Source organism: Amycolatopsis sp. cg9 (assembly GCF_041346945.1).
GTDB lineage: Bacteria > Actinomycetota > Actinomycetes > Mycobacteriales > Pseudonocardiaceae > Amycolatopsis.
Window position 1 is genome coordinate 9,221,164 of record NZ_CP166850.1, and the last position, 20,713, is coordinate 9,241,876.

The 20,713-nt window shown below is 66.3% G+C and carries 23 protein-coding genes; 14 read left to right on the top strand and 9 right to left on the bottom strand.

The features are described from left to right. Positions 1–4 precede the first annotated feature (4 nt). The 3 genes from AB5J73_RS42260 (at position 5) to AB5J73_RS42270 (ending at position 2,374) form a co-directional block, all read left to right on the top strand. Positions 5–640, top strand: a complete 636-nt coding sequence (locus tag AB5J73_RS42260) for a PHP domain-containing protein (protein ID WP_370964760.1) — start codon at positions 5–7, stop codon at positions 638–640. A gap of 577 nt (positions 641–1,217) precedes the next feature. Further along, complete coding sequence (locus AB5J73_RS42265) at positions 1,218–1,769, top strand: hypothetical protein (protein ID WP_370964762.1); 552 nt, start codon at positions 1,218–1,220, stop codon at positions 1,767–1,769. A 68-nt stretch (positions 1,770–1,837) separates the two neighbouring features. Beyond that, positions 1,838–2,374: a hypothetical protein gene (locus AB5J73_RS42270; RefSeq protein WP_370964764.1), complete on the top strand. Its 537-nt coding sequence runs from the start codon at positions 1,838–1,840 to the stop codon at positions 2,372–2,374. A gap of 66 nt (positions 2,375–2,440) precedes the next feature. Here the strand turns inward: AB5J73_RS42270 and AB5J73_RS42275 are convergent, their stop codons facing one another. Then, on the bottom strand, positions 2,441–2,779 hold the full coding sequence (locus AB5J73_RS42275) for a hypothetical protein (protein WP_370964766.1): 339 nt from the start codon (positions 2,777–2,779) through the stop codon (positions 2,441–2,443). A gap of 166 nt (positions 2,780–2,945) precedes the next feature. Here AB5J73_RS42275 and AB5J73_RS42280 point away from each other — a divergent pair, with 166 nt between their 5' ends. The 3 genes from AB5J73_RS42280 (at position 2,946) to AB5J73_RS42290 (ending at position 4,539) form a co-directional block, all read left to right on the top strand. Then, complete coding sequence (locus AB5J73_RS42280) at positions 2,946–3,152, top strand: hypothetical protein (protein WP_370964768.1); 207 nt, start codon at positions 2,946–2,948, stop codon at positions 3,150–3,152. A 128-nt stretch (positions 3,153–3,280) separates the two neighbouring features. After that, positions 3,281–3,979, top strand: a complete 699-nt coding sequence (locus AB5J73_RS42285; RefSeq protein ID WP_370964770.1) for a hypothetical protein — start codon at positions 3,281–3,283, stop codon at positions 3,977–3,979. Between the two features lie 122 nt (positions 3,980–4,101). Beyond that, positions 4,102–4,539 (top strand): hypothetical protein, encoded by a 438-nt coding sequence (locus AB5J73_RS42290; protein ID WP_370964772.1) that lies wholly within the window; start codon positions 4,102–4,104, stop codon positions 4,537–4,539. A gap of 411 nt (positions 4,540–4,950) precedes the next feature. Here AB5J73_RS42290 and AB5J73_RS42295 read toward each other — a convergent pair whose 3' ends face one another. Then, positions 4,951–6,687, bottom strand: coding sequence for a pentapeptide repeat-containing protein (locus AB5J73_RS42295; RefSeq protein ID WP_370964774.1), 1,737 nt, complete (start codon positions 6,685–6,687; stop codon positions 4,951–4,953). Between the two features lie 196 nt (positions 6,688–6,883). On the opposite strand from AB5J73_RS42295, the gene AB5J73_RS42300 reads away from it, so the two are divergent. After that, positions 6,884–7,864, top strand: coding sequence for an IS481 family transposase (locus AB5J73_RS42300; protein ID WP_370964776.1), 981 nt, complete (start codon positions 6,884–6,886; stop codon positions 7,862–7,864). Positions 7,865–8,065: 201 nt separating this feature from the next. Here AB5J73_RS42300 and AB5J73_RS42305 read toward each other — a convergent pair whose 3' ends face one another. After that, complete coding sequence (locus AB5J73_RS42305; RefSeq protein WP_370964778.1) at positions 8,066–9,310, bottom strand: WD40 repeat domain-containing protein; 1,245 nt, start codon at positions 9,308–9,310, stop codon at positions 8,066–8,068. A 154-nt stretch (positions 9,311–9,464) separates the two neighbouring features. On the opposite strand from AB5J73_RS42305, the gene AB5J73_RS42310 reads away from it, so the two are divergent. Then, a protein-coding gene (locus AB5J73_RS42310; protein WP_370964780.1) for an IS5 family transposase occupies positions 9,465–10,333 on the top strand; the annotation gives its coding sequence in 2 pieces (ribosomal slippage) (positions 9,465–10,020 and positions 10,020–10,333; 870 coding nt in all). Between the two features lie 217 nt (positions 10,334–10,550). Here AB5J73_RS42310 and AB5J73_RS42315 read toward each other — a convergent pair. Both AB5J73_RS42315 and AB5J73_RS42320 read right to left on the bottom strand, forming a co-directional pair. Continuing rightward, on the bottom strand, positions 10,551–10,955 hold the full coding sequence (locus AB5J73_RS42315) for an Imm1 family immunity protein (protein ID WP_370964782.1): 405 nt from the start codon (positions 10,953–10,955) through the stop codon (positions 10,551–10,553). Continuing rightward, on the bottom strand, positions 10,946–11,407 hold the full coding sequence (locus AB5J73_RS42320; RefSeq protein ID WP_370964784.1) for a DddA-like double-stranded DNA deaminase toxin: 462 nt from the start codon (positions 11,405–11,407) through the stop codon (positions 10,946–10,948). Before AB5J73_RS42320 ends, AB5J73_RS42315 begins: the two co-directional genes overlap by 10 nt. 860 nt (positions 11,408–12,267) lie before the next feature. Here AB5J73_RS42320 and AB5J73_RS42325 point away from each other — a divergent pair. After that, a complete protein-coding gene (locus AB5J73_RS42325; RefSeq protein ID WP_370964786.1) occupies positions 12,268–12,399 on the top strand; it encodes a hypothetical protein in 132 nt (43 codons plus the stop codon). Between the two features lie 263 nt (positions 12,400–12,662). Continuing rightward, a complete protein-coding gene (locus AB5J73_RS42330) occupies positions 12,663–13,232 on the top strand; it encodes a hypothetical protein (RefSeq protein WP_370964788.1) in 570 nt (189 codons plus the stop codon). Between the two features lie 138 nt (positions 13,233–13,370). On the opposite strand, the gene AB5J73_RS42335 is transcribed toward AB5J73_RS42330, so the two are convergent. The 3 genes from AB5J73_RS42335 to AB5J73_RS42345 form a co-directional block, all read right to left on the bottom strand. Further along, a complete protein-coding gene (locus AB5J73_RS42335) occupies positions 13,371–14,093 on the bottom strand; it encodes a hypothetical protein (protein WP_370964790.1) in 723 nt (240 codons plus the stop codon). A gap of 320 nt (positions 14,094–14,413) precedes the next feature. Beyond that, positions 14,414–14,545 (bottom strand): hypothetical protein, encoded by a 132-nt coding sequence (locus AB5J73_RS42340; RefSeq protein ID WP_370964792.1) that lies wholly within the window; start codon positions 14,543–14,545, stop codon positions 14,414–14,416. A gap of 240 nt (positions 14,546–14,785) precedes the next feature. Continuing rightward, a complete protein-coding gene (locus AB5J73_RS42345) occupies positions 14,786–17,074 on the bottom strand; it encodes a VWA domain-containing protein (protein WP_370964794.1) in 2,289 nt (762 codons plus the stop codon). A 172-nt stretch (positions 17,075–17,246) separates the two neighbouring features. On the opposite strand from AB5J73_RS42345, the gene AB5J73_RS42350 reads away from it, so the two are divergent. The 4 genes from AB5J73_RS42350 (at position 17,247) to AB5J73_RS42365 (ending at position 19,863) form a co-directional block, all read left to right on the top strand. After that, positions 17,247–17,519: a hypothetical protein gene (locus AB5J73_RS42350; protein WP_370964796.1), complete on the top strand. Its 273-nt coding sequence runs from the start codon at positions 17,247–17,249 to the stop codon at positions 17,517–17,519. A gap of 502 nt (positions 17,520–18,021) precedes the next feature. Further along, positions 18,022–18,309 (top strand): hypothetical protein, encoded by a 288-nt coding sequence (locus tag AB5J73_RS42355; protein WP_370964798.1) that lies wholly within the window; start codon positions 18,022–18,024, stop codon positions 18,307–18,309. A 2-nt stretch (positions 18,310–18,311) separates the two neighbouring features. After that, a complete protein-coding gene (locus AB5J73_RS42360) occupies positions 18,312–19,295 on the top strand; it encodes a hypothetical protein (RefSeq protein ID WP_370964800.1) in 984 nt (327 codons plus the stop codon). Next, positions 19,288–19,863: a DUF3558 family protein gene (locus AB5J73_RS42365; RefSeq protein ID WP_370964802.1), complete on the top strand. Its 576-nt coding sequence runs from the start codon at positions 19,288–19,290 to the stop codon at positions 19,861–19,863. Before AB5J73_RS42360 ends, AB5J73_RS42365 begins: the two co-directional genes overlap by 8 nt. 16 nt (positions 19,864–19,879) lie before the next feature. On the opposite strand, the gene AB5J73_RS42370 is transcribed toward AB5J73_RS42365, so the two are convergent. Further along, positions 19,880–20,647: an ESX secretion-associated protein EspG gene (locus AB5J73_RS42370; RefSeq protein WP_370964804.1), complete on the bottom strand. Its 768-nt coding sequence runs from the start codon at positions 20,645–20,647 to the stop codon at positions 19,880–19,882. Between the last annotated feature and the right edge of the window lie 66 nt (positions 20,648–20,713).

A 20,713-nucleotide genomic window follows, 5' to 3' on the forward strand; every position in this document is an offset into this window, starting at 1 on the left:
GCTTGTGCTCGCCCGGCCACAGGAGGGCTACCACCGCCTGTGCCGCGTCATCTTCCACGCCCAGATCGCCGGCGGCGAGAAAGGCCGCCCCCTCTACAACCTCGAAGAGGTGGTCGACGAGCTGGCCGGGCACGTCGTCGTGCTCACCGGCTGCCGCAAAGGCCCGGTCCGCCGGGCGCTCGCCCAGCACGGCCGGGCCGCCGCGCGAGCCGAGCTGGAACGGCTGGTCGACTGGTTCGGCCACTCCCACGTCGCGGTCGAGCTGATCAACCATCGGCTGCCGCTGGACGACGCAGCCAACGACGCCCTCGACGACCTGGCCCGCGAGCTGCGGCTGCCGACGGTCGTGTCGAACACGTCCACTACGCCACCCCCGCCGACGCACCGGTCGCCGACGCGGTCGCCGCGGTCCGGGCGCGCCGGTCGGCCGAGGACCTCGAGGGGTGGCGGCCGCCGTCCGGGCAGGCGTTCCTGCGGTCGGGGATGGAGCAGCGGCGCCGAACGCCCGCTCCATGTCCATACGTCAAAGCTTACGCTTGTATGCGGCAAAACTTACGATCTGGAAGGAACTAATGCGGAGACCTACTGCAAGTTTTGCCGCACCGAGCAGGCAAACGGCGGATCGGGGTTGTCGGGATGATGTCGCCTGCATCACCCCGGCACCTCCAACCCGTCGCGCAGTACATTCACCCCAATGACGTCAAAAGTTACTTCGAGAACCGGCTTTTATTGCACTCAAAGTGCAAGTTATGCCGTCACGGGATGTAATCTTTGACGTGAACCTTGCTGAGGCGGTACGACGACCCCGCGCACAGCACGCTGATCGGGTGACGCAAGGGCCGAGAAGCTACCCGCGCGCTCCCTGACATTGGTGTCGGTCTGGCGAAGTAGTCGTGGCTGGTCGAAAAGTGGACGAAAACCAGACATAGCCGGTCGAGCGATGTGCTCGACCAGCGCGACCCCGAAGACCAGCTCGGCCCGTTCCGGCCTCCGCTCGGAACCCCGCACGCAACCATCGACGCCCTCCGCACCCTCGGCGCGGCCGCCACCGGTACCAACCCGGAGCTCCGCGGGTTCTAGGCGCACATCGAGAACCTGGCCGGACTGCTGCTCGAAGGCACTGTTGCTCGGCGTTGATCCGTAACACCCTCGCCAGGCTGCGCGACGCCCCATACCAGCACGGCGGACTCTGACCACCGACCGAGAAGAGAAACCGGATGTCCACCCCCGTCGACACGCAGCTGCTCACCGACGTCACCGAGGCCGCGCGCAGGCGCGCGGGCTGGTACGGCCGGACCTACCTGAAGGAGACGGCCGCGCTGCTGGGCGACCTGCCGGAGGCCGACCAGCGGCACGGCGTCGCACCGGACGAGTGGGACAACGTCGCCAATCTGGCTGGTGCCGCCGCGGACGTCCTGTGGCGCCAGGACAAGTACCACAAGACAACCGAGACCGCCGCGGCCATGCTCGCGCTGCTCCAGCACGTGGAGAACGCACTCGCCGCGAACTGGGGCGCTGACGCCGAGCACCCAGAGGAGTGGATGCTCGCGCTCCCGCACATCGACACCAGCCCAGTCATGGGGTGTAACGGCGACGCCCAGCTCGTCATCACCATCGACGGCACCGGCGGCTGGCTGCTCACCATGAGCGACCCGGCGCACGGCAGAATGACGCGCGTGAACACCGTTTACGCGCCGTTCGACGCAGCCGGCGCCGCCGAAGTCGCCGTCCAGGTCAACCGCGACCCCAGCAACCCGCTCCCCCGCTGATAGACGAAGCTGAGCCGATGTTTGCTAAGCGCAGGCCAGATGCACGAAGAACGGTCTTGGCACGTGTCGTGAAGTGGTTGCTGGTTTTCATCGGAGGCGTCTGGTTCCTCGGGGTCGTGATCATCATGGGCGCCCTCGGCGGAGGGATCGTCACTCACTGGCCCGGCGTCGCCGGTGACGAGGTGGTGACGTCTTTTGCTGCCTCTGCGTCATCTGCGCTATTTCTGCTGGCCATCGCCGTCGTGACGTACCCCACCTTTAGGGGTAACCAGCGCGCGGCGGTACACCAGGTGACCTACGGCGACAAGATCGACGAGGTCAAATCTCACCTCACGCGCACCAGGGATTTGCTGAGCGAACTCGAAGACGACCTGACCACCAGAACGGCACTGCTTGAAAAGACCCAGGAAGACGCCGAACGGTACGAACATCTGGCATCACTCAACGCCGAGCAAGCCAAGGCCATCGACGACCTGGTGGGCAGGCAGTTCAAGCGGCAGGGCCGGGCGGACGCGATCTATTGGTGGGCCGCCCTCGTGATCGCCTTTCTGTCCGGCATCGTCGTCAACGCGATCACGCCCACCGTGCTCAGCTGGTTCTCGTAGCATCACGCGTAGCCGGCGTACGGGCTCCCTGGCGGGGAGAGCTGGCGGTCGAAGTCGGCGCGGGAGTCAATCCGGCTGCGGTTCGTCCCCAGACTCGGTCTCGCAGTGCATCGCCGGGTCCACTGGCATCCGAAGGTCGATGTTCATCCGCCCGTTCTGGGACACCAGCTGCATCTCGACGACGCACCACCAGTCCCCGGAGACCGTGAGGAACTGCTCGACCGGGCGCCCGAGTGTCCAGCCGCCGCCGACGCCGAATGCGCGAACCCAGATTGGCGTCGTCCTGCCCCAGTCGAGCCGTCGCGGCAAGAGGATCAGAGTCGTGTCGGCCTCGACGTCGACCGGCGGGTCTTTCGGGCGCACAGCTTCGCGCGTCCCCTCGAACCGCGGATCCTTCCCGAACACGTGTTCGATAATGCACGGTGGCTGACACTTGGGCAATTGCAGTCAGGACGACCGACCCGACACTCCTCCGGATCGCCGAATCCGTGCTTCCTGCCGATCAGCTGGTCGGGGCGGCTAAGTCATGAGGGCAGTCGCCGACCTGCCCGCGTGAAGAAAGGGGACCCTCGTGGAACTGGTCAAGGCCATCGTCGTCTTCGGTGTGCTCGCGCTCCTGCTCGCCGCGGGCGCCCGGCTCGCCTGGCAGCAGCCCACTCTGCGACTGGTCGTCATTCTCGGCATGATCCTCGTCGCCGTGCTCGCGCTCGTGCTCGGCTACCCGGACGTCGCACGGGAGATCTTCGGCGGGGGAGCGGGCGCCAGCCTGGCGAAGTAGTCGCGGCCGGACGAAACGTTGACAAAACGGGACGCGACCGGCCGAAAGGCGCACGGACGGGTGAACCTCCCTGTGAAATGTCCGCAGATTGCTGCGTTTTTTTCTAGAGGTGGAGCAGGCTGGTCGCTGTGACCGCCCAAAACAACCCTGAAGACGAGCTCGGCCCCTTCCGGCCGCCGCTCGGCACCCCGCACGCTGTGTTCGACGCTCTCCGGAACCTCGCCGTTGCCGCCAGCGGCAGGAACCCGGAGTTTCGCGCCCTCATGAGCCTTCCTCAGCCCGACGAAGTCACTCGGGAAGCGTGCGAAGCCGGCCTGCTGTTGCTACCCGGCGAGCGCAGGCAGCTCGACCAGATCGAGCTGCAGCTAATCGAAGGCGCCCTCGATCGCGGCGGCACGCTCAGGTCGCTCGGCGAGCAGCAAGGCATCGCTCGGCAGACGATGAGCCAGCGCTACCGCGCCCTCGGCGGCACCCGGGAGCTGTCGCCCGGACGCCCGAAGAGCACGAGCCCCGGCTACACCACGACGAAGTGGTGGGTCGCCTGCACCGTCGAAGGCCTCGACGACGTCCACCGCCGTGGCGAAGTCCAGACCAGGCGACCCGGCCCCGGCCAGGCCGGCGGCGTCACGTACCCCGTCCTCGGCGGCGGCTTCGCCACCGACGAGCCCGCGGAGGAAGGCCGCGTCGTCTACCTCGGCACGCTGCCCGACGTCGGCGACGACCCCGAACCGGGCGTGGTGGCTGTCCGCGGTGACGAGAACCCCGGCCAGATCACCACGACGCCGGTGTACGTTCGCGCCGAACACGTTGCCCTGGAGGCGAAATGACCGAGCCGCAGACCGAGTTCGCGTACCGCATCGTCGACGGGCAGAACTACGGGTGGATGCACGTCCCCGACACCGAACGGTACTGGCGGTTCGACCGGCAGGCGGCTCACGTGTAGAAGACGTTGGTCGACATCGAGCGCGAGGCCGGCGGATCTCGCCCGGTCGTCCCGCCGCGGCCGGAAGACGTCGACGAGCTGCAGGCCGCATTCGCCGCCGCAGGTCGCAAGATGGTCACCAGCCTCGCGTCCGCTCCCGAGCAGGTCTTCCACGAAGCCCGCGAACGTGACCGCACCGGCGACTCCTGGGACTACGCCAAGCGCACCTTCACGGCCGGACGGCCGGGCTCGTGGGAGGCGGAAGGCCTGATCTCGATCGTGGTGTTCGGCAACGGCATGAACCTCTGGCCGTACAAGGGCTACACGGAGCCGGAGAAGATGCGCGCCACCGGCCCGAACCCGAACCGCGTCGACGTCGCCGCCCGGGACCGGAGCCCGTGCCACCATCGCGCTTCGCGCAACCGACTCATACACCACCTGTCACTGGGCGGCCCGCGTGCGTAACACACTCACAGTAACGACACCGTAAGTGAGAAAATGACACATACACTGAGACTGATCATGGTGACATCGCCGTGAGACAGCTCAGGAACGCACAGGTAAACAAGATCAACATGTCACGCGTGCCGAGAACCTACAGGCGGCGCCGGGGCGGGCTCGGCGCGGTCAGGGCGGTTCCTCGACGTCCCGCTGTGGCCATGGGCCCGACCGCTGGACGGCCCACAGCACCTTTCCCCCGCCTGTCCCGCCGAGCATCAGCTGCGTCCCGGGCAGCTGCAGGAGACCCCGAACCAGGACTACGGCCTGCGCGAGCTCGTGTGCTTGTGGACTCGGTTTGGGGTTGACCGTTGACCCGGGTGGGGCCCCACCGTCACCAGCGAGCCCGTGTTCGCGGGGTGAACGCCGAGTCGGAACTCATCCCCCCGTGGATATCTCCCCATGGCGAGGGGGCGCATCGCGCTTGGCCGGGTTGAACGCGCGTCCGTCGTAGGTTGCCCCGTCGAACTGGGTTTCGCCGGAAAACCTTGCTCCTTCGAACCTAGCGCCGCGGTTGAACGTCACCCTACCGAAGCCGGCCACGCTACTGAAAGTCGCCCCGCCGAACCCGGCACCGCCCATGAACGTAGCCCCGCCAAATCGGGCATCGCCGATGAACGTTGCCCCGTCGAACCCGGCGCTGCGGCTGAACACAGCGCCGGCGAACCAGGCGACGCGCTTGAAAGTCGCCCCGCCGAAGCTGGCACCGCAGGAGAACGTCACCTTATCGAACCGGGCGTCACCGGCGAAAATCGCGACTTCGAACCCGGCGGCGTGATTGAACCTGACCCCGGTAAACCCGGCGTCGCCAGAGAACACTGTCCTGTCGAACCCAGCGCCGCCGGAGAATCTCGCGTCGCCGAACCAGACGACGCGTTTGAACGTCGCCCTACCGAAGCTAGCGCTACTGGAGAACGTCGCCCTGCCTAACCCGGTGTTACCAGAGAACGTCACCTTTTCGAATCGGGCTTCATTGGAGAACGTCACCCCGTTGAATCCGGCGTCATCGAGGAACGTCGCCCCCTCGAACTCAGCTTTACCCGAGAACGTCACTCCACCGAACCCAGCTTCACCGGAGAACGTCACCCCGTCGAACCGGGCTTCATCGGAGAATGTCGCCTCGCCGAACCCAGCCTTGCCAGAGAACGTCGTCCTCCTGAATTCGGCGTATCCGGCGAACATCGTCTTGTCGAACCAGGCGGAGGCGGAGAACTTCGTCTCGCGGAATGCGACGTAGTCGTCAAACGTCGCCCCGTCAAACCAGGTAACGCCAGAGAAATGCGCTCCGTCGAACCAAGTGGGGCCAGAGAACGTCGCCCCGTCAAAGTTGGCGTTGCCGGTGAACGTCACCCCGACGAACCCGGCGATGCCAGTGAAGTTCGTTCCTCGGAAAGCGGCTTTGGCAACTTGACAGCGCGAGAATGAGAAGTTGATGAGGGTGGCCCCGGAAAGGTTGATGTCGAGGCCAGACCAGAAGGGTTGCAAATGATCCGAGTCTTCACCGGGGCAGAGATTGCGTTGCAGGATGTCCTGTGCGGTCAGGCGGACCTCACGTTCCTGTAGCTGAGTTTCTCGGGCCTGGGCGTCGGGGCGTGGCGCCGGCGTGCGATCGACGGTGGTGGACCGCAGCAGCGGGCGCCGCACTCCCAGCGGGCGAGTTCCGTTCGTCTTTGGCGGCGGGGTGTAGGGGCCACGCAGGTAGGCACAGATCACGTTGACCACCGTCTGCCGCTGCTCGGGGTTGTCCTGCGCGACCCGTTCGAGCGCGTAGAGCCCGCCGTGGCGAACTGCTGCCTCCGAAGACCCGAGTTGCTCCACGGCCTTGAGGTACAGCTCGCTCAGCCGCCGCTCAGCCGAATCGTGCTCTTGATGGGCGAGCATGCGTTCGGCGGAGTGCTGGCGGCGCCAGGACAGGTAGAGCGCGACGACGCCGCCGCTGCCGACCCCGATGCTCAGCCCGATCTTGAGCGCCTCCAGCCGGGCGGATACAAGCTTGTCGCCGTTGAGTCCGGCGGTCGCCGGCCACCACAGCGCCACCACTGCGGCCGCGGTGAGCACCGTGATCACGGCCGCGGTCAGCCACATCGTTTTCGACGACAGCTCCCGCAATCGCACTGGCGGACCTGGCGTAGCGGGCCGTCGTAGGCCAGGGGCCCTCGGGATCGAGGTCGATGGCGTGTTGTCGTCGGTCATGTTCGCCTAGTCGCTGGGGCCAATCCGGATGTTGCAGTCGGCGCGGGCGGGGAACAAGACTAGATCTAAAACTGACAGAGGTTGTTGACAGTCTGGGCCCCTTGATCGAGGGAGGCCCATGGCTGAGCGAGTATGGAGTGAGAAGGACCTGGTCAGGCGCGCAAACCGGCGCCTGGCCGTCCTTCGTCACGCCGAAGAAGTCAGCGGCAACGTCGCGGCAACCTGCCGCTACTACGGCATCAGCCGGACCGTGTTCTACCGGTGGAAACGCCGCTACGAGGACGAGGGCATCGACGGGCTGAAGGACCGCTCGAGCGCCCCGCTGCACTGCCCGACGATCACTCCTCCCGAGGCGGTCGAGAAGATCGTCCACCTGCGGCAGCACTACCACTTCGGTCCGCTGAAGATCGAGATGTATCTACGCCGGTACCACGACCAGGAGATCGGCCACTCCACGATCCACCGCATCCTCAAACGCCTGGGCATGAGCCGACTGCCGGCGTCTCAACGCTACAAACGCCACCAGCAGCGGTGGAAGCGGTATGAGAAGCAGCGCCCCGGCCACCAGCTGCAGATCGACGTCAAGTTCGTCGAACCGATCACCACCGACGCCGGCCGGAAGAAGCGGTACTACCAGTACACCGCCATCGACGACTGCACCCGCCTGCGGATCCTGCGCATCTATCCCCGCTCCGACCAGAAGACCGCGATCCAGTTCCTGGACTACGTGCTGTCCCGGCTGCCGTTCCAGGTCGAGAAGATCCAGACCGACAACGGTGCGGAATTCCAGTCCGCGTTCCACTGGCACCTGCTCGACCAAGGCATCGGGCACGTCTACATCCGACCCGCCACGCCGCGGCCCAACGGGAAGGTCGAGCGTTCGCACCGCATCGACGCCGAGGAGTTCTATCGGCTGCTCGACGGTGTCGTCCTCGGCGACATCGGCGCCTTCAACGACAAGCACAAGGAATGGGAGGACTACTACAACTACCACCGCCCCCACGGCGGCCTGGCAGGCCAGACCCCGTATGAGAGGCTCCTACAGAAGACCCAACCCCCATCCCAGGGTGTCAACAACCAGAAGCAGCAGCACAACTAGCTCACGACGTCGGCGAGGAGTTGCTCCCCACTATGCGCACCCATCTGAACACGCCGTACCACCACATCAGAACCCACTCTGGCCCGGTCGCGGTCTGTCTCACGACTCACCGCGACGCCGAAAGCACCGACGACCCGGCTTTCGAAACACGGACCGACACACCGTTAGCTACTCCGCATGGCTTCAGGTGCTGACCGGGAATTATTTAGGCCGGACACCGCCTCTAACATTCTTGATTTCCCACAGTTGCACTTCATTGGGAGAGCCGCATACACCAAGATGGTTGTCGGCCGTAAAAAATAACGACTGTGCGGCAATCCCCGGTATTCGCACAATAAGTTGTCCGTCGGAAATCGTCCGCACGCACACCTCGCCCGTTTGCAGATAAGCGATCCATTCACCATCGCGCGAAACGGCGTGCAAGGTGACTAAGGAAACAAAACGAGAATTAAACTGACTTTTCTTGAGATCCCAGAGACCAACCCTCCATCCACTTTGCACCGTCACCAAATCGTTGCACGGAAACCTGACCGTCGATGTATCACTTGGATCACACACCTCCGCTTCCAGTCGAAATATTAGCGACCCACTAAAGGAATCGTACACTGCCATACCGGAGGCACAGGAAACAACTAGCCTGCGACCGTCAGGATTGAAAGCCACCGACACGGTCCGATCCCGACTGATATCAATGTCGTATCTACGTTCTCCAGTAACCGAGTCGTACACCGCGATATTCGCAATGCCAGCCACGGAACTATCGAGGTCTCTCCCCCTGTATACGACGACTTCCATCGAATCGTCAGGGCTGAATACCACCTGAATTACATCCTCCCGCCGCTCAGACCACATTTCCGCGCCGTCGACCAAGCGCCAGGTCCGCCACTTACCAGATTCGACAGTAGCGCCGAAGACGGCACCAGGTGAAATGTAGGCAACCCGCTCGTTCATAAACGGAGAATTGAGGGTGACTCGCGCCAGGAAGTCGTCGCCACTCTTCGAGACTACGCCAAGGCGGTGGACCACCGCACCCGTGCACGTGTCAAGGACGGCTATCGATCCCCTATAAATACCCTGACAGGCGAACAGAGCACCATCCCGACTGAGGGCCATACCTTGAATATCTCCATAAGGTCGTGTCGAATCAACGCACGACCAGATACTGCGGAGACGCAAACCTGTGTCCATCTCCCACAACGTGTAGCGTCGATCCGTGCTCAGAGTCGCAAGGATCCCTGATTTTTCGATGGCTACGCGAACCTTGTGGGTTAGAATCAAACCACGCTTACCTGGGTGACGAAAGACTCGAACCAGCCGGGCCCGACCCGCCGCACTTGGGGCCGATCCAGAGTTCACCGTTATGTCGCCACGGATATTGCCTGCCTGAATGATGACACTGTCGTTGACGTTCGTGACCGAGTTGTCGGTCTCATCCCCATCCGCCATGGAACCTCCAGTTCTCGAACGAACATATCAGCAACAGACAAGATCACCGGGACAAACTGACTACCCCGGCCGCAGCACCTCGCGAAGCCTTTCCCGTCGACCGCTAGGGCGTGTCCTGTAAGCGGTTGAGCTGGACCTCTGGTAGTTGTGCGCGGTGGTTGGTCGCGGTGAGTTGACGGACAAGGCATGGGCGGTGATCGAACCGTTGCTGCCGCCGCGGCAAGGCGGCGGACGGCGGTGGCGTGATCACCGCCAAGTCATCAACGCGATCCTGTGGAAACTCCGCACCGGCGCCCCATGGCGTGACCTGCCCGAACGCTACGGACCCTGGAAAACCGCCCATGAACGGCTGCGGCTGTGGACCGAAGACGGCACCTGGGATCGGATCCTCGACCGGGTGATCGTCAAAGACGACGCCGTCGGCGACCTCGAATGGATCATCTCGGTCGACTCCAGCGTGGTCCGGGCGCACCAGCATGCTGCTGGCGCCCGGAAAAAAAGGGGATGCAGCGACGCCGTCGAAGTCATCGCCCGCGACGGGGAAGGACTCGGCCGGTCCCGCGGCGGACTGAGCACCAAGATCCACCTGGCCGTCGACGGGCGAGGCCTGCCGGTACGGATCCTGCTCACCCCCGGCCAAGCCGGAGATAACCCGCAGCTGCTGCCGCTGCTGGACGGCATCAGCGTCGCCCGCCCCGGGCCAGGCCGGCACGCTGCCGGCCGGAGACGGTGATCGCAGACAAGGCGTACTCGCATCCCTCGACCCGCCGGGCGATGCGGGACCGGCAGATCACGTTCGTCGGCCCGGAGCGGGATGACCAGATCGCCCACCGCGCGGCCAAAGGCTCCCGCGGCGGGCGGCCACCGGCCTTCGATGCTGAGGTCTACAAGCAGCGCAACGTGGTCGAACGGTGCTTCAACCGGCTCAAGCAGTTCCGCGACCTGGCCACCCGCTACGCCAAACGCGCCGCCTACTACCAGGCCGAGCTCACCATCGCCGCCATCGTGCTCTGGCTCCGATGACTTACAGGACAGCTCCTAGCCGTCCGCTCACCGGTGGCTGCCGCTACTCATCGCCGTGGACTTACGCAGCTGTTCCATGACAGTGCTGTCATGACGTAGAAGCGCACGCTCCGCGTGATCTGCAGGAGCAGTTCACGGGTGCTCTTATCGCCGGGATGCGCTGGGATCGGATCTCACCGGGAAGTGTGCCGTTGGCTCACGGCCGACGGGGCGGAAGTCAGGCGTCAGCCCAGGTGACGCCGGCGGGTCGGTCGCCGTTCGAGCGGACGAAGTCGCGTGCGGCCTGGCGGACGATCTCCAGCGGAACTTCCGCGTGGCGCGGAATTTCGCGTTCGTTGTTCATGTAGTCGTAGCTGACCAGCTCGGGTGAGGTTGAGCCGCTGGTGCTGATCACGCTGCCGGCCGGGCTGACATGGCTGATGAAGCCACCCCCGGCCGGGCGGACACCCACGTGGAGAACGGCCCAGCCGTCGGCGTCCTGGCGGTTGATCTCGGCGATCACCGGGATGTCCTGTCCGGACGCTTCGCGGATCATGGTGTCCAGCAGCGCATCGACGTCGGCCTGCTCGGCCAGCACGAGAGGTTCGGCCTGGCCGGGTTCGAACCACGCTGTCACGACCACCACGGCTTTTCGCCTCCCTTGTAGATCTTGGTGAAGCCGTCCGTTCCGTGCACGGTCAACGTACTGCCTGGCGGCAGCACGACGCCGAGGAGACCGTCACAGCTCATCATGCCCTTGCAGGGCTGGTTGTTGATGACCACGGTCGCGTCGGTGATTCCCTGGTCGCGCATGGCGGCGGCGATCTTCAGCTCGACGTCTGCTGACGCGGTGACGGGCAGTTTCGGGCAGCCGGCCGCCTGCAGGACGTCGTTGACCCGTTGGGACAGGGCGTCCTGACCGCTGGTGACGGCGCTGGGGGCGGCGCCGGGGGCGAACCAGCGGCCGTGGGTTTTCTGGCCCCGGCGGGTGACCGCTGGGGGGAAGCCGGCGCCGCTGTGTTTCGACGGGTCCGGCGGGTGGTGCGCCCGGCTGCGGGTTCGGCGGGGCCGAGCCGGCCTTGCTTCCGTTCTCACTGCCAGGAGTTGCCGGGGCGACGCGGTCCCGGTAGCCGGTGAGCAAATCGGTTGCCTTACCAACGGTCGCGAGGAGTCGCTCGATGCCCTCGACGGCTGCGCTCTGCTGGCCGAGCGCCTCAGTGGGTTCCGGAGCGCCCGCTCCGGACGTGCTGCGCCGTAAGGTGTCGCGGGCGTCGGTGAGGTCCTGGTTGGCCTGCTGGAGCGCCGCCTTGACCGCGCGGAGCTTGTCCAACCCTGTCGCGACGGCGCGCACAAGCTGCTCGACGGACACCTCCGCGCGCCCCTCCCCGACGCAGCTGGTCCGGGTGTGATCGGCCGGCGCGCCGTTGCGATCATGATCGCGAAGTCCGCTTCGACGCAACTCGATCGGGCTGAATCAGCACGGGCTCCTCTGCCTGCGGCGCGGCATCCCGACGAGCAGACCCGGCGCCAACTGGGTGAAACACACGGCATCGTCAGGACGTCGCGAGCGCAGCCGGGGTCGAACCCGTTCTCCGGCTAGACGCCGCTGCGGCCGGTCTCCACGGCGTCGAGGCACTCTGCGACGCAACGCGCCAGATGTGGCTGCAGCCGCGGGGCTTCCCGCTACCGAGGTCAGACGCCGGCACACCCCGGCGACCTCGGCGCCACCGACGCGCACAACGTCCTCCGCCCCAGCGAGCCGAACAGGCCAGCTCCCAGCTCCCCGCACCACACGCTCCGGACCCGTGTCACGCCCCCACCACGACGTCGACGCCCGCACAAAGGGGTCTGGAACAGGCTCTTTGTCACGTCGCTGCTCGCACTTGGATTGGCTCTCTAGAGAGCGTCTCTACAGTGCAGCTGTCTCGCACGCACGGAGTTGAGAGGAGGTCGAGATGGATCCAAAGAAGTGGACGGAATGGACGGTGGGGCTCACCCACTGGGTAAGCCCCACCGCCAAGGCGCTGACCGCGGTGATCAAGCCGCTCGCCGAGCTGCTTGCTGAGCTACGCCGCTGGTTCAGCTAGACGCAGGAAGGGTCGTCGTCTCTCGGCCTCACCCGAGAGACGACACCTGCGACTTCCGAAGAGTAGAACCCGCCGGTCGAAGGCCCCTCAAGCCCGCACTACACTGCGTCACAACCCCGCGCTGACCTCCGTTTATGGATGGGCGCCGACGTGGTCGTTGTAGCAGTTGCGACCGTCGGTAGCGCCGCGACCCTCCCCAGGTGCTCAGCCAGCTAACCTGCCAGCACGCCAGGTCCCGAGTGGACCACCTCGGGGTGAAGGGCATGGACACGTTCGTGACGGTGGACTCCAGACAGCAAACCTGCTCTCGCACGGAAGTGACATTGAACGATGCTGCCGAGGGGCAGTGGCCCCGGCCGCGAGCCCAGTGCGCCGTCGACCTCGACCTATACGGAGACGCGCTCCCAGATCGACCGCAAGCACGTCCGCGCCCCTGGCTGGCCGCGAGCTCCGGCGACGGCAACCGCGCGGCGGGGTGGGATCCGTGGAAGTTCGACCATCAGCGCGCGCACCGCATGCGGAGTGACGACCTCTGTCAAGTCTGCGGAACATCCCGTTCAGACGTCGTGTACGTCCTGGCACCGGCCCATCGGCTGACCACGATGGTCGAGATGTACGGCGGAGCCGTGTGCTCGCTTAAATGCGCGCGGTTGACCGCAGCCGTCTGCCCGCACTACACCACGGCCGGCTCGCCCACCCTGATCTACGCCGTGCCCCGTCACGAGCGGGTCGACTTGGTCGGCTGCGACCTCGACAACGACGACGAGTACGACGTTTCCGGCATCGTGCCTACCGCCTCGATCTCGATCGACGAAGCGCGCCGACTGTGCTGAGGCGGATCTCGATCTCACGGGTGGGTTGACGGCTTACGAAGGTGACGCTGCTCGATTCCGGGCCAGAGGTGATCGATGCGGCCGGCAAGCTCGGGCGTGACCTGACCATCCGGGAAGTAGTTGTCGGACATGGTTCTGCTACTCCGTCGGACGTCTCAGCCAGAACGTGCGCTGGAGCCAGTCGCTGGTTTCGGCGCTCCCTGGCTGGGGACTGAAGATGCCGTTGCGTATTTCCTCGGTGCTCAGTTCCCAGCCCTCGGTACCGAGCCGGTTGAGTGCGCGCTGGGCGACGTCGGCGGCCCGCTCGGCGAGCGTTGCCCTGTCGAGCGGCAGGATGTACTTCCCCGCCAATGGTTGCCGCAGCGCCGGATCGACCTCGGCTGGTTCGTTGTCGACAACGAGCTCCAGTTCGGTCCGTTCGCCGGCCTGGTCCACGAGAGTGGTCGCCACCGTCCAGGCGGTCGTGACCACGTCTTCGAACGTCTGCCGTCGCACGGTCACCAGGCGTTCACTTCCGGTCACTGCGAAGCTGGGCGGTGTCCGCACCGGGCGCCATCCGCAGCAATTCTCGTGCTCGGCCGAGTCACGTTCGGTCGAATTCTGCATTCCCGCTCGCGGATGAGCCCGGCACGTGGCGCAGCAGGACTCGTGCAGTTCCGTCATCACGACGCGGCGCGTCGCGGTTACGTTGTCCGAGATCCTGCGGTTGATCCCGGTGCACGATTCGGTCCCATCCAGGCGCGATGGTCGCCGCTCGTCCACGGACTCAACCATCGGCCACAACGCGGGATCTGCCTCGGAGTCGTAGAAGGTCTGCCATCGGCGCACCTGGACGAGCCGGGAGTATTGCCACCTGGTCACGGCCCTACGCCTCCTTGGTTACCGGTCGCGAAGGAGTCGTTCCCGGGGCGCCACCCGTTACGTCCAGGCTTCACAGGAAACTCGGAAATTCCGAATAGCCAGGACCTCGCCGACCCGCCACCGCCGACAACGAGGGTGGCGGCGATGGCGGATCGCGTCGAGCTGAACGGCGGTGGTGGCCGCTGTAGCCGGAGTGCAGCCAAGTCACCGCCTTCGTCGCCAGGACGACGTCGAGGATTGGTCGGTCCAGGACTCCCCCGGGACGCTGTGCTGACCGAGATTCCGAACCGGCCGCTGGCTGGCTGGCTCCGCGGCTTCGGTCAGTCGCCGACGTGACGGCGGCTGAAGTCCCGCACGGTCCGGGGCCTTATCTCAGGCTGCGTGCTGGCGGGGCCGAGGATGTCGAAGATCAGGTCGTCCCAGTTGATGCAGGCGGGCCGGCCGTCGCTCATCAGGTGTGCGGTCCAGTGCAGGTCGGCCAGCCAGGTCCGGATCGCTCCGCGGCGACCGCGTAGCCCGCGGCGGGTTCAGAGGGGTCGTGGGTGACTGCCAGCGGCCAGGGGGTCCGGTGCGGCGAGCAGCTACTCCAGCCGGAAGTAGCCCTCGTCTTCCTCTGCGGTAAGTCGGTTCTTGCAGCAGAAGGGCCGTGGTGGTTGTGCCCGAGAGTTCCCTCGGGCACAACCACCACGAGTCTACTTTCGGAGGTTGACCTGGGCGGTGGTGAGGTTGTTGCGGTAGTTCGGGTCACCGACCTTGAGTGAGGCGCCGGCGGCCGCGATGGTCTGGGTGCCGGTCATCCCGCGGTCCGGGGTGACGATGATCTTGTAGGTCACTGATTTGGTGGTGCCCATCGACGGCACGACGAAGGCTGCTAGACGTCCGCCGTCGGTGATGATGCCGCCGCCGGCGTTCGTGACGCGCAGTCCCTTGGGCAGCGACATCCCCGCCACGACGGCGGTCGCTGTCGCTGGTCCGTTGTTGCGGACGGTCAGGGTCATCGTGAATGGTGAGCCGCTTGTGGTCGTTGCTGGGCCGGTCAGGGTCAGTGCGAGGTCCGCCCGGGCCGGACCCGGTGGCGCTGCGATGGTGGCGGTAAAGGTTGCCGGGGATGTCACTCCGGGGGTGGTCGCGGTGATGGTGACCGGGCCGGTGGTGGTGCCGGCGGTCAGGGTCGGTGCCACGGCCTGGCCGTTCGCCCCGGTGGTCGCGGTCGCCGTGGCGGCGCCGCCGGGGAAGGTGGCCGTACCGGCGGTGACGGTGAAGGTCACCGGGGCGTTGGCGGCCGGCGCGCCGATGGTGTTGGTGACCGAGGCGGTCAGTGGCGCGGTGAAGGGTGTGCCGGGGATGGTGGACTGGCCGCTGCCCGAAACTGCCGTGACGGCTGCGGGGACCGGGTCGGTGACGGTGGCGGTGAACGTGGCCGGCGTCGTCGTGCTCGGGGCGGTGGCCGCGACGGTGACCGTGCCGGGTGTTGCGGTGGCGGTCAGGGCTGGGGCGATGGCGCGACCGTCTGCGCCGGTGGTGACCAGGGCCGTGGTTGCGCCGCCGGGGAAGGTGGCGGGGCCGTCGATGGTGAAGGTGACGGGGACGTCGGCCAGCGGCGCCGAGGTGGCTGTGGCCACCGCGGCGGTCAGGGGGAGCGGGAAGGCGGTGCCCGCTGGGGTCGACTGGCCGGTGCCTGCGGCGGCGGTGATGGTGGTCGTGGGGACGGATGCTTCGTTGAGGATCTCGCCGAGGATGGCGGCGTACCGGTCGGGCCCGGCGCCTGGCTCGTAGTAGAAGCGGCCCCCGGTTTCGCGGGCTAGCTGCTCGAACACCACGCGGGATGACGGGACCTCGTCGGCTGCGACGGCGGTGCTGCTCGTCTGGTTCTGTGCCTGGGCGGTCCGTGAGGCCACGCCGGCCTCGCCGGTGCAGTCGCCGGAGAGCATCACGTTGACCGGGACACCGAGGCTCCTGGCGCGGGCGACGATGGCGCTGATGTCGCTGCTGTGCGGTGAGGCGTCGGTGGCGAGGACGATCTGCCCGGCGCTGTCCTCGTCGCCGGTCATGCGGTCCAGTGCCAGGTTCACCGCGCCCAGCGAGTCTTCGGGGCAGTCGTCGCCGCCGTCGGCCTCGAGGCTGTTGACCGTGTTGATGACCGCGGCGGTGTCGGTGGTGTTCGCCAGCCGCAGCGTCGGGGTGTCTTTGAAGCTCACCACCTCGTACGACACGCCGCGTTGCGTCTTGTTGTAGTCGGTGCCCTGGCTTTCGATGAAGCTGGCCAGCCCTGCTTTGACGCCGCCGAGCTGGTCGCTCATCGAGCCGGTGTCGTCGATCGCCAGGGTGGCGCGCAGTGGTGGCCAGGTGGACACCACGTTCTGTACCTTGACCTCGCCGCCGCAGCTGCCAGTGTGTGTCGTCTCCATGGCGGTGCGGTTGATCGGGTTCCGTGCGCCGCCGGCTGCTTTGAGGATGCGGAAGTCGACCTCGGCGCCGGTGGTGAGGAAGTCGTCGGCGTAGATCGTGCCCTGGCGGATCCCGCCGCGCGGATCACGCGAGACGGTCGAGGCCATGAAGCCGGACACCTGGGCGGTCTGCGCGCCGAACGGGCAGGTCACGACGGTTTTGGCCGTGCCGAGGATGTCCGTGCCCGAGGCTCTGATGTCGGTGACGACGCTGCCGATGCCGAAGAACAGGCCCGAGCTGATGGCCGCGCCGCCGGCGGGGGCGGAGGTGATCTTCTGCGTGGCCCTGTCGATCGTGTAGATCTTGGCCGGGTCGAGCTGGTCGAGTCGCTTGAGTCCCAGGCCGCGCAGCAGGTCGCCGAGCACCGGGTTGGATTTCAGCGCTGCCTGGCTGTATTCGGCGGACATCGCGGCGAACCCGCCTGGCGGTACGGGCCCCGGACCTGTGTCGGCCGCGGCCGACGGCGCCGCGGCGATCAGCGCTCCCAGAACTAGCGCGGCTGTTCCCAGCGCGCGGGCTTTCATGGCTCTCATGGACTCGTCCCTCGTCTGCGATGTCGTGACAACATCCGGACTCGGTTGCGGGCTCGGCCTCGTTACCGCACCGGCTCGCGAATCACCCGTTCGCTCGAGAATGGCCGGGGAACTGTGCGGCAGGGCCATCGCGGCTGCCGCAGGTTCCGTCACACACCCGTCGGAGATATTGATGCCGAACTTCGCGCAGCGCTGCGTAACAAACGCGAAGCCGTATTGGAGGCACTGCGCCTGGGACGAGGTACGCCGCCGTGACCTCGCGCTCGTGATCCGCGGCGCCTGCAACGTCGCTCCCGCCGACCGGCGAGGTCGATTCTTCGCGCTCGTCCCGGCAGCCCCAGCACCTCGTGTGGCGAAACGCGAACTTTCACCAGAACAGAAACCCGATGGCAGCTGGCGCAAGGTGTTGGAGCATCACCACCTCGACATTCCTACCGATGGCTGACATTGCCACCCCTTCGATCATCCAGTTTCACAGGTCGATCATGGGACATCGTATGGAGGTTCACGTTGCTCGACTCGACACCGGGCGCGGGACGGGTTTGCATCGTCGAGGCGAGCACGTGACGGGTTACGGACAGAAAATGAATAATTTGTGGACAATCTCGATCGTGAGGATCTCGAAGCACGATCACTTCCTGATGTTCGATGCAGACTTGGTACGAAAGAGTTAATTCTCGCCTTCACGAAGCCATGCTTTGACGATGCCGTTGTCGGCAAGCAGCGTGGCGCGTACTGTGATCAGTCCGTCACTCACGGCATACATGGGGGAAGTCCGCGCAGATGCCAGCAGAAAACTTCGTCGTGACCACAGTGATCACGCGAGCTGAGCATCGACTCGGCTGTCGCGCCCGCCGGGCAGTCGCCGGAAAGCGCTCGGCACTCCCGCGAGCTCAGCCAGTGCCTGAAGTGCCGGAGAAGAGCTGACGACGGGCGGGGAGGCCCCGATGGGAAAAGGTTTCACAGTCGCGCTGGACGAGCTGCAGCGGGTCGGCGACAGCGCCCTGCCGATGTTGCGTGACATGATGGGCGCACAGCTGCCCGTGTTGACCGCGCACGAAGGTCTCGCCGGCCCCGGGGCATTGGACGTGGTCAACGAGTTCCAGGGCTCGTACGCGCGGTTGACCGACGAGATCGCCGCCCGGCTGAAACATGGCACCGAGGTCGTCGACGCCACCGCGGCCGCGGCCACAGCGATCGTCGCGCTCTATCGCCGCGCCGACGGGCAGGCCTAGCCATGGCCGACTGGAAAACCGACGACGAGGTGCGCTCGGCCGCCGACCGCGCCGCACGCCGGCTGATCGACCTGTTCGACGACGAGCAGCCCGACGGACTGTGGCTCGGTCCGCCCGAGACCTATCCCGAAGGCGGCGGTGTGCTCCTGCGCGGTCTGCTTCACGACGCCGATCAGGTACTCAGTCTCGATCCGCAGAAGATCATCGACGAGTTTGACCGGATGAAGAAGGTCGGCCGCGCCCTGGACGGAACGAGCTCTGCCGACGTCATCGATGCGTTCAGGAAAATCGACTACTCGGTGGAGGACTGGGCAGGCGATGGCGCGGACGCGTTCCGACGCCAGATTTCGATGATTCAGGCTTTCCTCGGCCAGCAGACCGGTTACCTGGTGAGGACCGTCGAGTCGCTCGCTGTTCTGTTGGCTGCATCTGTGCAGGCGCGGCGGGACTTCATCGCGGTCGCTGAGGCCACCAGCGCCGCGGTCACCAAGGCAGTCAATCAGCACGCCGACGCAGACGAGAAGATCCTGATCGGGATCGGCGCGAGTGTCGTGTCCGCCGTCCTCGGGATCGCCACGGGCGGCGCCTGGTTCACCGCCGCCGCCGGAGTAGTGATCGGCGCTTCCTCGGCGGGGATACAGCTGGCCGTGGACGGAGACAAGTTCGCCGAAGTGTCCTCCGGCTACACCGCTGCCAGGAATCAGGTCATCGGCACCTACCAGGACAACATCCGCGACGCGCTCACCAGGGTGCACGACGCCGAACGTGACCTGCTCGAGGAAAAGAACGAACTGTTCGCCCCGATGCCGCCGAGTATTCGCGTGCTCTCCCCCACCTTCCGCTACGAAGACTTCTCCTCGACCGACCTCCCGGCCGGCGGGTTCGGCGCGCAGGTCGAACGGGAGCACCGGAAGCTGCTGGCCCAGCCCGCTCCGAGCGGCGTGGCCGGCGCGGGCACCCCGATCCAGCGGCGGCTCGATGGCTGAGGTCGTACGCCGCGGCGCGCTGGCTGCGCTCCTGCTGGCCGTCACCGCGACGGCAGGATGCACAGGTGCCGACAGCCCGCCTGCGCCCTCGTCTTCGGTGCCGGCCCCGATCACCGCGCCGGCACTGGATGTGTCCCGGTACCTGGCTGCTCCCTGCTCGGGCGTTCCAGTTCCCGTCGCCGTGCAGCTGGGGTTGGCGACCAGCGACGACGCGCACGAGACCGTGCTGGTCGGGGCAGGCGAGCAGGCGCAGTGCCGGTTCACCAGCGGTCCGCCGCTGACGGCGGCGGCCGAGGTCCGGTTTTACCCGCGGGCGCGGCCGGTGCCGCTGGTCACCGGGCCCGGCAGCACGGTCACCGCAACCACAGTCGACGGTTATCCGGCTGGGCAGTGGGTGCTCAGCACCGGCACGGGCGGCAGCTTCACCTCGTGTCAGATCCTGGTCGACGTTGCCCCGCAGCAAGGCGTGGCCTCCCTGTACAACGGCCCCAGCGGCGAACCCATCGAGACCTCGTGTTCGAAGGCCCGGCAGCTGGTGCAGGGAGTCATTGCGAACCTGCGCCGCTGAGGAGCGCGTCGAAGGTTCAGAGGGCGGCGAAGGTGTCGTTCAGGATCACCACGAACTCGCGCGGCGATCCGGGAGTCATGACGAGGTTGTCCTGGCCGTCGATGTAGACGAGCACGCGTCCGGCGTCGTCGGTGTCGATCGCGGTGATCGGTGTGCTGCGGCGGCGTGGCCCACCGGCGTCCCGGCGGGCGAGGTAGATCTGGTGCACCGCGCGACGCGGGAGCTCCATCACCTCCTCGATACGCCCGAACTCACCCATCCGGTTCCCCCTCCCGAATCCAGCCCCACCGGCCGGGGGGCGGCTCGTAAACGCCGGTCCGCCCGGTACGGCATCCCGTGATGCGATCGTGGGTGAGATCTGCGCAGCAGGCACCTCGGGCAGGGTGTCCAGCAGCGCGGTCGCGAACCACTTGCCCTCGATGGGTTCCAGGGACACAACGTTGTCGTCAATGATCGCGCGCACGGCGTCGCCGGCGCGAGCGGCGATCAACACAGAGCAGGACTGCCCGTCGGCGAAGGCGCAGAAGGCGTAGTACTCGCACGCGGCCTCGGCGAGAACACCCACGGTGGACCGCCACAGGCTGTTGAGCCGGTTGTTACGAGCCAGACCGAGATCGGTCAGCGCCGCCATAGCCCTGATCTCCAGCTCGCGGCGAGCTCCGGAGCTGGTCCAGTGGTGCAGGTTCGTGCCGAAGGCCGGTGGCAGCTCACCCGCCTCGAGCATGCCCCAGGCGGTCAGGAAGGCGAGTTTGGGCAGGATGATGGGTCGGTCGATGACGGCCACGACACACCCTCCGTGAGACGGGGACAACGAGCAAGGATGGCCGCTACCGGCCTCCGACGGAGGACC